The 15,130-nt window shown below is 35.1% G+C and carries 9 protein-coding genes, 1 tRNA gene and 1 pseudogene; 7 read left to right on the forward strand and 4 right to left on the reverse strand.

From position 1 onward, the window contains the following. Window positions 1-76: 76 nt before the first annotated feature. Window positions 77-706, reverse strand: a pseudogene (locus ABEG11_RS12405) (hypothetical protein); the annotation flags it as partial. 150 nt (window positions 707-856) lie between these two features. On the opposite strand from ABEG11_RS12405, the gene ABEG11_RS12410 reads away from it, so the two are divergent. From ABEG11_RS12410 to ABEG11_RS12430, 5 genes are all read left to right on the forward strand, one after another. Continuing rightward, window positions 857-1,753 (forward strand): ABC transporter ATP-binding protein, encoded by an 897-nt coding sequence (locus ABEG11_RS12410; protein ID WP_348824492.1) that lies wholly within the window; start codon window positions 857-859, stop codon window positions 1,751-1,753. An 81-nt stretch (window positions 1,754-1,834) separates the two neighbouring features. After that, window positions 1,835-2,671 (forward strand): ABC transporter permease, encoded by an 837-nt coding sequence (locus ABEG11_RS12415; RefSeq protein WP_348824493.1) that lies wholly within the window; start codon window positions 1,835-1,837, stop codon window positions 2,669-2,671. Between the two features lie 14 nt (window positions 2,672-2,685). Further along, complete coding sequence (locus ABEG11_RS12420) at window positions 2,686-5,025, forward strand: choice-of-anchor L domain-containing protein (RefSeq protein ID WP_348824494.1); 2,340 nt, start codon at window positions 2,686-2,688, stop codon at window positions 5,023-5,025. A gap of 16 nt (window positions 5,026-5,041) precedes the next feature. Then, window positions 5,042-9,520 carry a T9SS type B sorting domain-containing protein gene (locus ABEG11_RS12425; protein ID WP_348824495.1) on the forward strand — a complete coding sequence of 1,493 codons (4,479 nt, stop codon included), beginning with the start codon at window positions 5,042-5,044 and terminating at the stop codon, window positions 9,518-9,520. A gap of 143 nt (window positions 9,521-9,663) precedes the next feature. Next, complete coding sequence (locus tag ABEG11_RS12430) at window positions 9,664-10,083, forward strand: DUF2141 domain-containing protein (protein ID WP_348824496.1); 420 nt, start codon at window positions 9,664-9,666, stop codon at window positions 10,081-10,083. A 498-nt stretch (window positions 10,084-10,581) separates the two neighbouring features. Here the strand turns inward: ABEG11_RS12430 and typA are convergent, their stop codons facing one another. Beyond that, window positions 10,582-12,378, reverse strand: coding sequence for a translational GTPase TypA (gene typA, locus ABEG11_RS12435; RefSeq protein WP_348824497.1), 1,797 nt, complete (start codon window positions 12,376-12,378; stop codon window positions 10,582-10,584). 174 nt (window positions 12,379-12,552) lie between these two features. Between typA and ABEG11_RS12440 the strand changes: the two genes are divergently transcribed. Together ABEG11_RS12440 and ABEG11_RS12445 are read left to right on the forward strand one after the other, a co-directional pair. Next, window positions 12,553-14,265, forward strand: coding sequence for a PAS domain-containing sensor histidine kinase (locus ABEG11_RS12440; RefSeq protein WP_348824498.1), 1,713 nt, complete (start codon window positions 12,553-12,555; stop codon window positions 14,263-14,265). A 1-nt stretch (window position 14,266) separates the two neighbouring features. Continuing rightward, complete coding sequence (locus ABEG11_RS12445; protein WP_348824499.1) at window positions 14,267-14,656, forward strand: response regulator; 390 nt, start codon at window positions 14,267-14,269, stop codon at window positions 14,654-14,656. Window positions 14,657-14,729: 73 nt separating this feature from the next. Here the strand turns inward: ABEG11_RS12445 and rpsT are convergent, their stop codons facing one another. Both rpsT and ABEG11_RS12455 read right to left on the reverse strand, forming a co-directional pair. Beyond that, on the reverse strand, window positions 14,730-14,981 hold the full coding sequence (rpsT, locus tag ABEG11_RS12450) for a 30S ribosomal protein S20 (RefSeq protein ID WP_325265043.1): 252 nt from the start codon (window positions 14,979-14,981) through the stop codon (window positions 14,730-14,732). Between the two features lie 36 nt (window positions 14,982-15,017). Beyond that, window positions 15,018-15,089: transfer RNA gene (locus ABEG11_RS12455), tRNA-Glu, on the reverse strand. Window positions 15,090-15,130 lie beyond the last annotated feature (41 nt).

The following is a 15,130-nucleotide window of genomic DNA, read 5'->3' on the forward strand; positions in this document are numbered from 1 at the left end:
GAGTAAGAAAAGTAGATTTTTTCCTCTTCAGATTATCAAATCTTTTTGCTTAATCCCCAACTTTTGCACCTGATCCATTATACGATCGCATATCTCCTAATAATCGGATCATACAGCGTTCATTGAACTTTACAAATTCTTTTGCAATCTGAGCCTTTTCTGTTTCACTGCATTTATTCAATAACGTCTGCATAAAAACATCTCCAGGAATTCCAGTAATATGTTCTTCTATCAAAGTATCTTTAAAAACCAGAAAATTAATTTTGTAAGGCGACAATAAGTGCTCCAATTCCAATCCGTACACTCTGGAAGCATCTGCTTTTTTGATATAAAAATAAGTGTAATTGTCATTAAGGATGTTTCGCACTTTGATTCGAAATGGCTTAGAATTTCCAAAAGTGCAATAGTCAATAGCATCCACGTTCAAGTACTGCAGAATATCAGTATTACCGTCAGAATAAAGTAAGGAATAAACTTTTTTTAAATTCAAATCAATTTCATCACGCTCAAATTCATTATAATAAACTCTGATCCAGAGGGTATCCTGGTCATTTTTATCAAAAACACTTATGGAACCAGAAAATCGCAAAAGATCATCATAAATTATTGGTTCTTTTGACACAAGATCAAATCGCTCCAGATAATTCAAAAGTGCATTATTAATTGGATAACATGGTTTTTTAAAAAACATTAAAGGCTCGCTCATTTCATTACATTTGTTACAAATTTACATTAAAACCGTGTTTATTCAAGGGTTGCCACTATTAAATTTTAAAATCTGAATACAAAAAACATAGAGCAAAACGGTATGTAACAAAAGATAAACTCAGTCGTCCTATAAGAAAAAAGATATACTTTGGAAACAATACTTTCTATTCAGAACCTCAACAAGCGTTACGGTGGTCTTCAGGCTTTAAAAAATGTTTCATTAGAAATAACAAAAGGCAATATCTATGGCCTTTTGGGACCAAATGGCAGCGGAAAATCTACCACTCTGGGCATTATACTCAATGTAGTGAACAAAACATCAGGAGAATACAGCTGGTTTGGCGGTAATCTTGAAACGCATGAAGCACTAAAAAAAGTGGGAGCCATTATCGAGAGACCCAACTTTTATCCTTACATGACTGCCGAGCAAAACCTGAAATTAGTCTGCAAAATAAAAAGCATTGATTATTCCAAAGTAGATGAAAAGCTGGAATTGGTAGGATTGACTGAAAGAAAAAACAGCAAATTCAGCACTTTCTCTTTGGGGATGAAACAGCGTTTAGCGATTGCTTCTGCCCTACTCAACGATCCCGAAATCTTGATTCTGGACGAACCTACCAACGGATTGGATCCGCAGGGAATCCATCAGATCAGAGATATCATAAAACTTATAGCATCCCAAGGAACTACCATACTGCTGGCTTCGCACCTATTGGACGAAGTCGAAAAAGTCTGCTCCCATGTTCTGGTTTTAAGAAAAGGACAGGTACTTTATTCTGGACCAGTAGACGGTGTTTCGGCTAATGAAGGTTTCTTTGAACTGCAGGCTGATGACATTGAAAACCTAATCCGGGTTTTGCAGACACATCCTTCGGTAGATAAAATTAAAACAGCCGATGCAAAAGTTTTAGTTTACCTAAAAGCAAATTTAGAATCGAAAGACTTGAATCAATTTCTATTTACGAATAACATTTGCCTGAGCCATTTGGTAAAACGTAAAAACAGTTTGGAAGAACAGTTTTTAGAATTAACCAAAAATCTATAAAATCAATGGCAAAATTTCAATTTCAAAAAAATACTAACGTGCTAATTTTGTACTAATTACCAAGCACTAATCACTCTTATCATGAAACGATTACTCTCTATAGAATTACAAAAAATCTGGTTAAACAAAGCGGGACGCATATTAACCTTAACTTATTTTATACTGCTGTCCTTTATTGCTTTGATAGCCTCTATTAATTTTAATATTGGTCCAATAAAATTCCAGATTGCCGAAATGGGGGTTTTTAATTTTCCATACATCTGGCACTTTAATACCTATATAGCAGCCATTCTGAAACTTTTTTTAGCAATTATAATCGTTTCTATGATGGCAAATGAATACAGTTATGGCACTTTAAAACAAAACCTGATTGATGGATTGAGCAAGAAAGAATTCATGCTTTCAAAATTTGTAACTATAGTATTGTTTGCACTCTGTTCTACTGTTTTTGTTTTTATAATGACGCTAATTTTAGGCTATAGCTTTTCCTCTTACACTGAACTAAGTATTGTTTTCTCAGATTTGGATTATCTTTTAGCTTTTTTTGTAAAGCTGGTAGGATTCTTTTCATTTTGCTTATTCTTGGGAATTTTAGTAAAAAGATCAGCATTTGCATTGGGTTTCCTTTTGGTTTGGAATGTTATAGAAGCTATAGCTAAAGGTTTTCTGCATTTCCGTATTTTCCCAGAAGGCAAAACAGCCAGTCACATCACACAATTTTTCCCATTGGAAGCAATGGCAAATTTAATTATCGAGCCCTTCAGCAGAACATCATTAGTAAAAACAATTGGCACGCAGATAGGAGTCGAAAACCTTAAAGATTACAGTGTTCACTTTTCTGCAATTGCAATAGTTATCTGCTGGACAGGGCTATTTCTATACTTATCTTATAGAATCTTAAAAAACAGAGATTTATAGTATATTTGTATGCTATGAAAGGCATCAAAAATATTTTATTAGTATCAATCTGCTTCATCACTACTGTTATAAAAGCCCAGTATATAACAGTAGATGACACTAAAACAGCTCAACAATTGATTGAAAATGTTTTAGTCAATAGTTCATGTGCCAATGTTTCTAATTTTGCAGTAAATGGAAATAGTTTTACTGCTGGACAAAATAGCTACGGTTATTTCAATGCTGGAACCAGCAGTTTTCCTATCAAAGAAGGTGTCCTGATAATGACTTCAAATAGCCAAAGCGCCATCGGTCCATATATAAGTGACAACGGTAATGATAGCAAATTATGGCTAGGGGATTCTGATCTGGATCAAACATTAGGGATTTCGAGTATTAACGCTACAGTACTCGAATTTGATTTTGTCCCATTGACAAATTTCATCAGCTTCAATTATATTTTTGCTTCCAATGAATATCAGGAAAATTTTCCTTGTGAATATTCAGATGGTTTTGCTTTTTTAATCAAAGAAAAAGGAAGCACAGCGAACTATAAAAATATTGCTGTACTGCCAGAGAGTTCCACTCCAGTTTCTTCTAAAAACATCCACCCAATTATAAATAATGTGCTGGATACACAAGGAAACATTAAAGTTCCAGGCTGTCACGCCGTAAACGAATCCTTTTTTGGCGGTTACAGTAGTGCATCTAGCCCAGTAAATTTTAGTGGACAGACTATAAAAATGAATGCCCACACCGATGTAATAATTGGCCAGCCCTATCATATAAAACTGGTAATAGCTGATGATTTAGCTCAATATTACAGTTCGGCTATTTTTCTGGAAGCGGGAAGCTTTTCGGCTAATATGGACTTAGGCCCAGACCATACTTTAGCAACAGATAACCCTTTGTGTCATGGAGACAATTATATAATTGACACCAAACTTCCAGCAGCGTATTCATACCAATGGTTTAAGGACGGGTCAAATACTCCAATTCCAAACGAAACCAAACCAACCCTTACGATTACAGGTTCTGGGACTTATAAAGTAAAAGTTACTCTGTCTCCTACGACATGCACAACAGAAGATGAAATAAAAATTGAATATGCACCTCAAATTGTTTTAAGCGATGCAACACTATACCGTTGTGATCCTGACGGGGATGGACTTTCAGTATCTGATATAACCAGAGCAGATGACATCATTAAAAACAATGACCCTAAACTGACAAAAATAATTTATTATAAATCATTGAGTGATGCCCAAAGCGAAACGAATCCGATTGAGAATCCGATACTCTATACAAGCTGGATTGCAAATGAAACTTTATATGCCCGGGTGAGCAATGCTTTTGGCTGCAGCAAATATGCTCTTTTGAATATAGTCGTACCCATCAACTCCATCTCGACACAAAACCCAATTGAAAGCTGTGATACAGACAGCTCTCAGGATGGAATAACCCAATTTGATCTGAATGCGCAAATTACACCACAGCTGTTAAGAGGACTGCCAGAAGGACTAACTGCAGAATATTATCTTACAAAAAATGATGCTCTTTCCCGAAAAAACCAATTGCCCAATCTTTTTACCAATACAACTGCCTATCAGCAGGTTATTTATGCGTATATCGTGAATGGCCCAGGCGATTGTTATGAAATCACTGCCGAAACACTTGTTGTAAAAACTTTTGACCCTCCCAATTTTCAGGACGTAACAACAGGTCTATGTGATGGTTCAAGCAAAAACTTAACAGTTGACAGTGGATTTTCCAGCTATTTATGGAATACAGGCGCAACAGCGAACACTATAAACATAACTGCTGCAGGCGAATACACTGTCACTGTAACAAACTCAGAAGGCTGCTCAAGAACCAGACGATTCACAGTTAAGCGTTCCCAAATAGCTATAATTACTGGTGTAAAAATAAATGACTTTTCCGGATCCGAAAATTCTATTACTATATCCTTTTCAGGCAATGGTGATTATGAATTTTCCATAAACGGAAATTTTTATCAGGACAGCCCATCTTTTAATAATTTAAATCCAGGAATTTATTGGGCTGTTGCTAGAGACAAAAATGGATGTGGAATTTCTGTACCCTATAAAGTTTATATACTTGATTATCCCCGTTTTTTTACTCCAAACAACGATGGTTATAATGATACTTGGAAAATAGAAAACTTGGAACTTCTTCCTAAATCCACCATAACAATCTTTGATCGTTATGGAAAATTATTAAAACAATCTAACACAGCTTATAATAACTGGAACGGCTCCTTTAATGGAAAAGAATTACCTGCTGATGATTATTGGTTTTCTATAACATTCGATGATGGAAAAACAGTAAAAGGCCATTTTTCGTTAAAGAGATAAAAAAATATAAAATCAGATGAAAAAAAAAATACATTTATTTTTTATTCTTTTAACTATAAATTGTTTTGCTCAATTTAGCAAAACTCATTACATCCCGCCATTAATTTCAGCCTGGGGTCTAATTGAAGATCAATATATATACATTTCCACACCTAGTCTTACAAATGTACATTTTAAAATTATTGCCAGCGGAGGCACCGTAATTAATGGAACGGTAAACAGTGCTAATCCGTTTCGATATAGTATTGGAACTGGTGAACACACACAGCTATTTACCCCCTCGACAGTGATGGGAATTATTACTGATAAAGGATATATAATTGAAGCCGAAGATCTGGTATATGTAAGTGTAAGGGTTAATGCGGGCAGAAATGATAAGGGAGGTTACAACCATGCCGGAGGGATAGTTTCCAAAGGAAATAGTGCACTCGGCACAACATTCAGATTAGGCGCTATGCTGAATCCTCTGCTTGATCCAACATTACTAAACTTTGCCTCGATACTTGCTACTGAAAACGATACCAAAATCACAATTTCAAATCTTCCATACGGAACTAAACTTCTAGATGGCACTATAGTTACGGAACCGATTACTTTTAAACTGAATAAAAATGAAAGCTATGTACTTGCATTAGCAAACTACAGCAACAGCAGTGTTTCCAATAGTTCAAAAATTATTGCTGCATTGGTAACCTCAGACAAAGCAGTTGTTGTAAATTCTGGATCATTTGCAGGCAGTAACAGTACAGAAATAGGAACCGAAAACGGAGTTACCGGTCCTGTTGGAAGAGACTTGGGCTTTGATCAGATTGTTTCTTTAGAAAAAACAGGAAAAGAATATATTTTTGTAAAAGGAGTTGGGACAGATGAACTGGAACGTGTTTTACTGATAGCTCATTTTGATCAAACAAAAATTTATCTTAATGGCAGTGCCACTCCGCATAAAACCCTCAATAGTGGAGAGTACATTACATTAGACGGAAGCCAATTCATAGATGGCAATATGTACATTAGTTCATCTCAAAATTTATTTGCCTATCAAAGCATCGGAGGATCGGAGTCGCCCGCTAACCAAAACTTATTTTTTGTTCCTCCAATAAACTGCTCCACTCCCAACACAGTTGACAATATTCCCCAGATACAATCTATTGGAAACACAACCTTAACAGGAGTCTTGAATATTGTAACCGAATCTGGATCTACAGTCTCCTTAAATGGCACCCCTATCACTTCTTCGCCAATCAGCATCATTGGAAACCCGAATTTTGTTCGCTATACGGTAAACAATTTATCGGGAAATATCTCGGTAAAATCAAGCAAGCAGGTTTATGTTTCTTATTTTGGAACTAATGGCGCAGCAACTTACGGAGGTTATTACTCTGGTTTTGATTTAAAACCCGAAGTTGTTTCTGGTAAAATTTCTCTTGACAATTCAGCATGTATTCCAAATGTTTCTTTAAAAATTAACACATTATCATCTTATGACTCATTTCAATGGTATAAAAATGATGTTATAATCCCAGCAGCTACAAGCAATAATTATACTCCAGCTCAGCCAGGTTTTTATCAGGTAAAGGGCAGTATATCTGGCTGTCTGAGCGATGTTTTCTCAGATAAGATTCCTGTAAGCGAATGTCCGATAAATATTGATAATGATTTAGCCAGCGACAATATTGACGTTGATTATGACAATGACGGAATATTGAATTGCACTGAATCCTCAGGCAGTCAGCCTTTAAATTTTACTAATCCCGGTTCTGGAATTGTAACCTCTGGAGCATATTCAAATTCATTTACTGGTGTATTCAACAATACTTCTCCAGAAGCTTCAGCTCCATTTAAAGGAAATGCAGATGGAAGTTTTGTAACAGAGGTTTTAGCAGGAAAAAGCTCTTCGGTTACCTATGGTTTGCATTTTGCAAATCCAATAAATCTTAAGCTGGAATATCCTGTAGCTGCAAACCCTGCCGATTTACTAAATACAAATTCTGAATACATTATCAACTCTGATACAGATAAAACCGTAACTGTTTTGAATCCTGCAAATCAGTTATTGATTGATACAAATTATGATGGAATTTATGAAAGTGGCATTACTGAATTTTCTTCTTTCGAAATTCGTTTCAGGCTCAATGGAAGCAGTGTGCTTTTAGCAGGAAAAGGTACCTTTTCATTACAATCCTATCAAACGAAATCCTTCATAATTACTCACAAAAATCTTTTGGATACTGCTGGCAACAAAACAACATTTAAACTTAGCGCCACATGTCTCCCTATCGATAGCGATAACGATGGTGTCGCAGATCAATTGGATTTCGATTCAGACAATGATGGAATTCCTGATAGCATTGAAAATCAAACAGTTCCAAAAGCATTATCAAATACCGATAACAATCTAAATGGGCTGGATGATATTTTTGAACCTGCAGCAAATCCAATTGATACAGATAAGGATGGTGTGGCTGACTATCTGGATCTGGACAGTGATAATGATGGCATCTATGATATAACAGAATCTGGCAGCAATGCGTTAGACAATAATCATAATGGAATCATAGATACCGCTTCATTCGGCAGTAACGGGCTGGCAGATTCTTTAGAAACAAATCCTGACAATGGCATTTTAAACTATACGATATCCGATTCTGACGATGATGGAATAAAAAACCATACCGAAATAGACAGTGACAATGATTCATGTAAAGATGTTGTCGAAGCCGGTTTTACGGATCCTGATTTTGATGGCCAGCTAGGCAGCAATCCTGTAACAGTAAATACAAACGGAATCGTAACCAGCAGAACAGATGGCTATAGTCTTCCGAATGACAATTACAAAACAGCGGTTCCAATCCTGGTGACTACGCAGCCAAAAAATGAATCCATCTGCGAATTACAAAATACAGCTTTCACAATTGAGTCCAATGCCGATGGGATTAAATGGCAGATTTCCATTGATGGAGGCAATAACTGGAATAATCTGATAAATAATGCAATTTATTCCGGGACGAATACCAAAACATTACATATTGCCAAAGTCTCCCCAGCAATGAATGAATACCAATACCGTGCTTTACTGGACAAAAACAATAACATATGCGGGCTAACTTCGGATGCAGCCACACTGAAAATTCTTTCGTTGCCAATATTAAATTCTCCAATAACAATTGTACAATGTGATGACAATACTGATGGTATTACAAATTTTAATATAACCGAAAAAAACAATTCAATTTCGACAGATTTTGCCAATGAAACTTTTACCTATTTTACATCATTGGCAGGTGCCAATACAAAAGATGCTACAGCACAAATTACTAATCCAATCGCTTATACTAGTGCTGATAATACAATTTGGACAAGAGTCGAAAACAAAAATGGCTGTTTCAGCACAGCACAAATAAATCTGGTTGTTTCCACTACGCAAGTCAGTTCCTCTTTCAAAAAAACTCTTGAAGCCTGCGATGACTTTATTGACACTGTAAATGATGACAAGGATGGTATAGCCTCATTTGATCTTAGTCCTGTAATTGCAGAGATTCAAGGACTGCTTCCGTCCTCTGCTTCAAACTACAGCATTAAATTTTATGCCAATGAAGCCGATGCATTAGCCGAGACCAATGATATACAAAACTATTCCAGTTATAGAAACACAACTCCCATTCAACAGGATATCTGGGTAAGGATCGAAAGCAATCTCGACAATGCCTGCTTTGGATTAGGCCCTTACATTTCACTTATTGTAAATGCAAAACCCAAAATAAGTACTAACATCAATGAAAATGATAATGAATTAGTCTGTTCTAATTTGCCAAGCTTTTTTGTCACTTTAAATGCAGCAATTCAGGACAATACTCCAATTACCCATTATACTTATGTTTGGTCAAAAAATGGAATAACAATTCCAGGCAAAAATAATTACACCCTCGAAGTTAATCAAGAAGGCATATATGAAGTAACTGTATCCACTATAAAAGGCTGTGACAGAACCCGAAAAATTACAGTTACCGCTTCAGATATAGCACATTTAGACTCGGTCACCATCTCAGACTTATCAGACTATAACAGTGTAACAGCAAACATTACCGGACAAGGTGATTATGAATACAGCATTGATTCTCCAAACGGGCCTTTTCAGGAATCCAATTTCTTCCAAAACGTTTCATCAGGAATTCATGACCTTTATATAAACGACAAAAACGGATGTGGAATCATAAAAAAAAGCATTGCTGTTCTTGGAATCCCAAAATTTTTCACTCCAAATAATGATGGCTACAACGATTATTGGAATATCAAAGGAGCTGATGAAACATTCAACACAGCAGCCCAAATTTACATTTACGATCGATACGGAAAACTAATCAAACAAGTTGTTTCATCGGGCAATGGCTGGGATGGTACTTATGCTGGCAATCCCATGCCGGCAGACGATTATTGGTATACTATAAAATTAGAGGACGGACGCGAAGCCAAAGGTCATTTTTCACTCAAAAGATAAAACCTGCTTATCGTAATCAGCTTTGCAGAATTATCTGGATGTGACAGCACAGTTATACATCCAGATATTTTCATTAAACCAGCAAATGTTGTATTTTTATACTTCAGCCTTCAAAGAGGAAAATCAAATTTAAATTAACGATTATGTCAAAAATCTTCATCACCATTCTTCTAACTGTTTCCAGTTTTCTTTCCGCACAAAATTCAAGCTTGACCGTAAATATTTCGGCATTAAAAAACAATAATGGTTTATTAACAGCCGAAATATACAACAGTAAAAATAAATTTCTAAAATCACCTTATAAAAAAGAGGCCTCAACTATAAAATCAAATACTGCTTCGATTACTTTTACAGATATTCCAAAAGGAGAATATACTGTTATGGTCTATCATGATGAAAACAAAAATGGCAAACTTGACAAAAACTTCATTGGAATGCCCAAAGAACCTGTTGCCTGTTCCAATAATGCCAAAGGATTTATGGGACCTCCAAAGTACGAAGATGCAAAATTCACTGTTTCCGCTGATACCAAAATGAATATTAAAATGACGTCTGCACATTAAATGGCTAAAGTATTAATCTGTTGAAAAGACGGAGTAGTGTTTTTGGAATAACAGCAAAAATGCAAAATCTCCCTCTTTAGCCCCGATTACTTCGTCAGTTCGCTTCGCTCATGGGCTGGGGAAATCCTTGTGGGCTGGGGTTCAGCCCGCAAGATTGTAGCGGAAAGCGGGACAAATCCCAATGTCATTAAGTTAAGTTTTTTTAGACCTCAGGGAGGTCAAATGTTTATAGAAACAATATTCGATTTTGACAACGACCCTAGAGGGGTCGAATGTTTCTCTGGATCATACAACCCCGCTGGGGTTGCTGTAACGCCCATTTTTGATTTTCTATAAACATTGAAACCCTCTGGATTTCTCTTAACTTAATGACATTGGGATCAATCTTTCCTAAAAATACCCAATCTCTTTCTCCTAAAAAATAATCAAACGCCTTTAAAACAAAAATCCCAAACTCCGATGGAATTTGGGATTTTATATATTGAAAATTTAAATCTCTTAGATTTTGTATCTTTTTCTATCAGTTTCTGATAAATAGATTTTTCTCAAACGAAGTGATTTTGGAGTAACCTCAACGTATTCGTCTTTTTGAATGTACTCCAACGCTTCCTCAAGAGAGAATTTTATCGCAGGAATAATTCTTGCTTTATCATCAGCTCCAGATGAACGTACGTTTGAAAGTTTTTTCGTTTTAGTTACGTTCACAGTCATATCATCGCTACGGGTGTTTTCACCAATAACCTGACCTTCGTAGATATCCTCGTTTGGATCAACGAAGAATTTACCACGATCCTGTAATTTATCGATAGAGTAAGGAATTGCTTTTCCGTTTTCCATAGAGATCAATGAACCGTTGTTACGTCCAGGAATTTCCCCTTTGTATGGTTCGTATCCAATGAAACGGTGCGCCATAATAGCTTCACCAGCAGTTGCAGTAAGCAATTGATTTCTTAAACCGATGATTCCACGAGATGGAATGTTGAATTTAATAATCATACGCTCTCCTTTTCCTTCCATAGAAAGCATTTCACCTTTACGAATCGTCACGAATTCAACCGCTCTACCTGAAAGATTCTCTGGTAAGTCGATTGTCAACTCTTCGATTGGCTCACATTTCACACCATCAACTTCTTTGATGATAACTTGTGGCTGACCAATTTGAAGCTCATAACCTTCTCTTCTCATGGTTTCGATAAGAACTGACAAGTGCAATACACCACGCCCGAAAACCATAAATTTATCTGCAGAATCAGTCTCGGCAACACGCATTGCTAAGTTTTTCTCTAACTCTTTTGTCAATCTTTCACGGATATGTCTAGAAGTAACAAATTTACCTTCTTTACCAAAGAAAGGTGAATCGTTAATTGTAAACAACATACTCATTGTAGGCTCATCGATAGCGATGGTTTGTAAAGCTTCTGGATTTTCAAAATCAGCGATAGTATCACCAATTTCAAAACCTTCAACACCTACTACAGCACAGATATCACCAGCTACAACTTCTTCTACTTTTTTACGTCCAAGACCTTCAAAAGTATGTAATTCTTTAATTCTTGATTTGATTATTTTTCCGTCTCTTTTTACCAAAGAGATTGGCATTCCTTCTTTTAGAACACCTCTTTCTAAACGACCGATTGCGATACGTCCTGTAAAAGAAGAGAAATCTAAAGAGGTAATCAGCATTTGAGGAGTTCCTTCAGATACTTTAGGAGCTGGTACATTTGAAATTACCATATCCAATAATGGCTCGATGTTTTCTGTTTGGTTTTCCCAATGATCAGACATCCAGTTATTTTTAGCAGAACCGTAAACGGTTGGGAAATCTAACTGCCATTCTTGTGCACCTAATTCGAACATTAAGTCAAAAACTTTTTCGTGAACTTCCTCAGGAGTACAGTTTTCTTTATCTACTTTATTGATTACAACACATGGTTTTAATCCTAAATCGATAGCTTTTTGCAATACAAAACGAGTTTGTGGCATTGGACCTTCAAAAGCATCCACCAAAAGACAAACTCCATCGGCCATATTCAATACACGTTCTACTTCACCACCAAAATCGGCGTGTCCAGGAGTATCGATAATATTGATTTTTGTACCTTTATATTGAACCGAAACATTCTTTGAGGTAATAGTAATACCTCTTTCGCGCTCTAGGTCGTTGTTATCAAGGATTAAGTCACCTGTATTCTCGTTATCACGAAATAACTGACAGTGATACATAATTTTATCAACCAAAGTTGTTTTACCGTGATCGACGTGGGCAATAATTGCAATGTTTCTAATAGCTTCCATCTGTGATTTTTAATGGGTGCAAAGGTACACTTTATTTTTAGATAAAAAACTTTTATGCAATAGTTTGATAATTTGTTTATATATAAGCAATTAACTAGACATTAAAAAAATAGTGTCAGAATTTATTTAAAATGAAGTTTTAAATTTTAATATTAAATTAATTATATTTGATTAATGAAAAACAAAGCCAATCAAATAAGTTCGATCTATATACTATCCGCACTATTTGTTGCGATAATCAGTTATAAATTGGCAAAGCATTATTATCGTCACTTGAATGCTTATACTTTTGGTTTTATAAAAGACATTCTCTTTATAATTATCACAGGACTTCTCTTTCGATATATTTTACACAAAAACCACAAAAGAAACACAGAAACATACAAGAACCTTAAGCAGACCCACGATAAGCTAAAAGAATCTAACGAAAAATACGATATAGTTGCAAAAGCTACCAGCGACACGATTTGGGATTGGAAAATACCCGAAGACAAACTAACCTGGAACAAAGGAATAAAAGGGATATACGGTTACAAACAAGATCAGATAAGCAATACCTCTAAATGGTGGTTTGACAACATCCATCCAGAAGACAGCATCAAAATGTCTGTTAAGCTTTATTCGTTTCTAGAACAGAAAACGGAAAAATGGCAAGATCAATACCGTTTTAAATGCGCAGACAACACCTACAAGTATGTATTAGACCGGGGATTTATCCTAAAAGATAAAAATGGAAAGGCTGTCCGAATGATCGGAGCCATTCAAGACATAACAAAACAAAAAGAAGAAGAAAACAGGCTGAAATTACTTGAAACAGTATTTACCGAAGCTCGTGACTCCATCATTATCACCCAAGCCACATCAAGTGAATTTCAAATTCCTAAAATAGTTTTTGCTAATCCCGCTTTCAGCAGAATGTCTGGTTATGATCATTCTGAAATTATAGGAAAGTCACCAGTTTTTTTCATGGGAGAAAATTCAAACCCACAAGAAATTGAAAAATTAGCCAATGCAATAAAAAATGGTGATGAATGTTTTATAGAAATTATACTCTATAAAAAAGATCATTCCGAATACTGGGTCAGCCTTTCATTCATACCAATTTATAATCTTGAATACGATCTTTCGCACTGGATTTCCATTCAAAGAGACATTACAGAAGAAAAAAAATTAGAAAAAGAGAAAGAGATCCTCATAGCCGAATTAACCCGTAACAATAAAGATTTAAAACAATTCTCCTATATTACATCGCACAACTTAAGAGCTCCATTATCAAACCTGACAGGTTTATTAAATTTAATGAATGATGTTTCAATTGACAATATTGAGCTGCAGGAAATTATAAACGGCTTTAAAATATCTACAAATTTACTTAATGAAACTGTAAATGACTTAGCCAAAACAATTACTATAAAGGACAATCCAACAATACAGAATGAAGAATTGCAAATAAGAGATGTTTTTAAAAACATTATTAATCAGCTTAATTTAAAAATTGAAGATATAAAACCGAAATTAAATATCGATTACGGAAATGTCTCCACTATAAACACCAGCAAAGTATACCTAGAAAGCATACTGCTTAACCTGTTAACCAACTCCCTTAAATTTAGATCAAACAGCAGAGATTTAATCATCGATATCAGTATTTCAGAAACAAATCATATTATTACAATCCATTTCAAAGACAACGGCATTGGGATTGATTTAGAAAGACATAAAAATAAAATATTCGGGCTTTATCAAAAATTCCATAACTATCCAGACAGCAAAGGACTGGGCTTGTTTTTGGTTAAATCCCAAATAGAAACCATGGGTGGCTCAATAAGCATCCAGAGTGAAGTCGAAAAAGGAACTGAATTTACACTAACACTTAAATCTTTTTAAAATGCTAGATTTAATTATGGCCGTCGACGATGACCCAATAACATTAATGCTTTTTAAAAAAGTTGTCCAGAAAGCCTCTTTCGCAAATGAAATAATAAATGCCGTAAATGGCGAAGAAGCCATTACATACTTTAACAACATTAACAATAGAAAAACAAAACCTCAATTAATCTTTCTGGATTTAAACATGCCTGTAATGGGAGGATGGGAGTTTCTTGATTTATTTAACAATTCTGATTATTATCATTTAAACAATACAAAAGTTATTATTTTAACTTCGACAATAGACCCAGAAGACATTAAAAAATCAAAAACCTACCCCAATGTCATTGAATTCTTATCTAAACCCATTACTGTTGAAATGCTGAATTATTTAAAGTCCATAATCTAAATTTTTACAGAAAATTAAAACATAAAAAAAGCTCCTTTTTCAAGGAGCTTTTTTTTTATAAGAATTAAGTTGCTTACAATTTAGCAACATGCTTAGTTAACTTAGACTTCAAGTTTGAAGCTTTGTTATCATGAATAATATTTTTCTTAGCTAATTTATCAATCATAGAAATTACATTTGATAATTTAGCAGTAGCATCAGCTTTATCAGTTGCAATTCTTAATGCTTTAATAGCATTACGAGTAGTTTTATGCTGGTATCTATTTAATACTCTTCTCTTTTCGTTACTTCTAATTCTTTTTAGAGCTGACTTATGATTTGCCATTTTGTTATCTTTTTATCTTAATTATTTCATTTTTTGTAGTCCGTAAGGGAATCGAACCCCTGTTACCAGAATGAAATTCTGGCGTCCTAACCCCTAGACGAACGGACCATATTCCTTCTAAGTTCAGAACTTTCTAGATCAAAAAAATT

This window comes from Flavobacterium aestuarii, assembly GCF_040049115.1.
Classification (GTDB): domain Bacteria; phylum Bacteroidota; class Bacteroidia; order Flavobacteriales; family Flavobacteriaceae; genus Flavobacterium; species Flavobacterium aestuarii.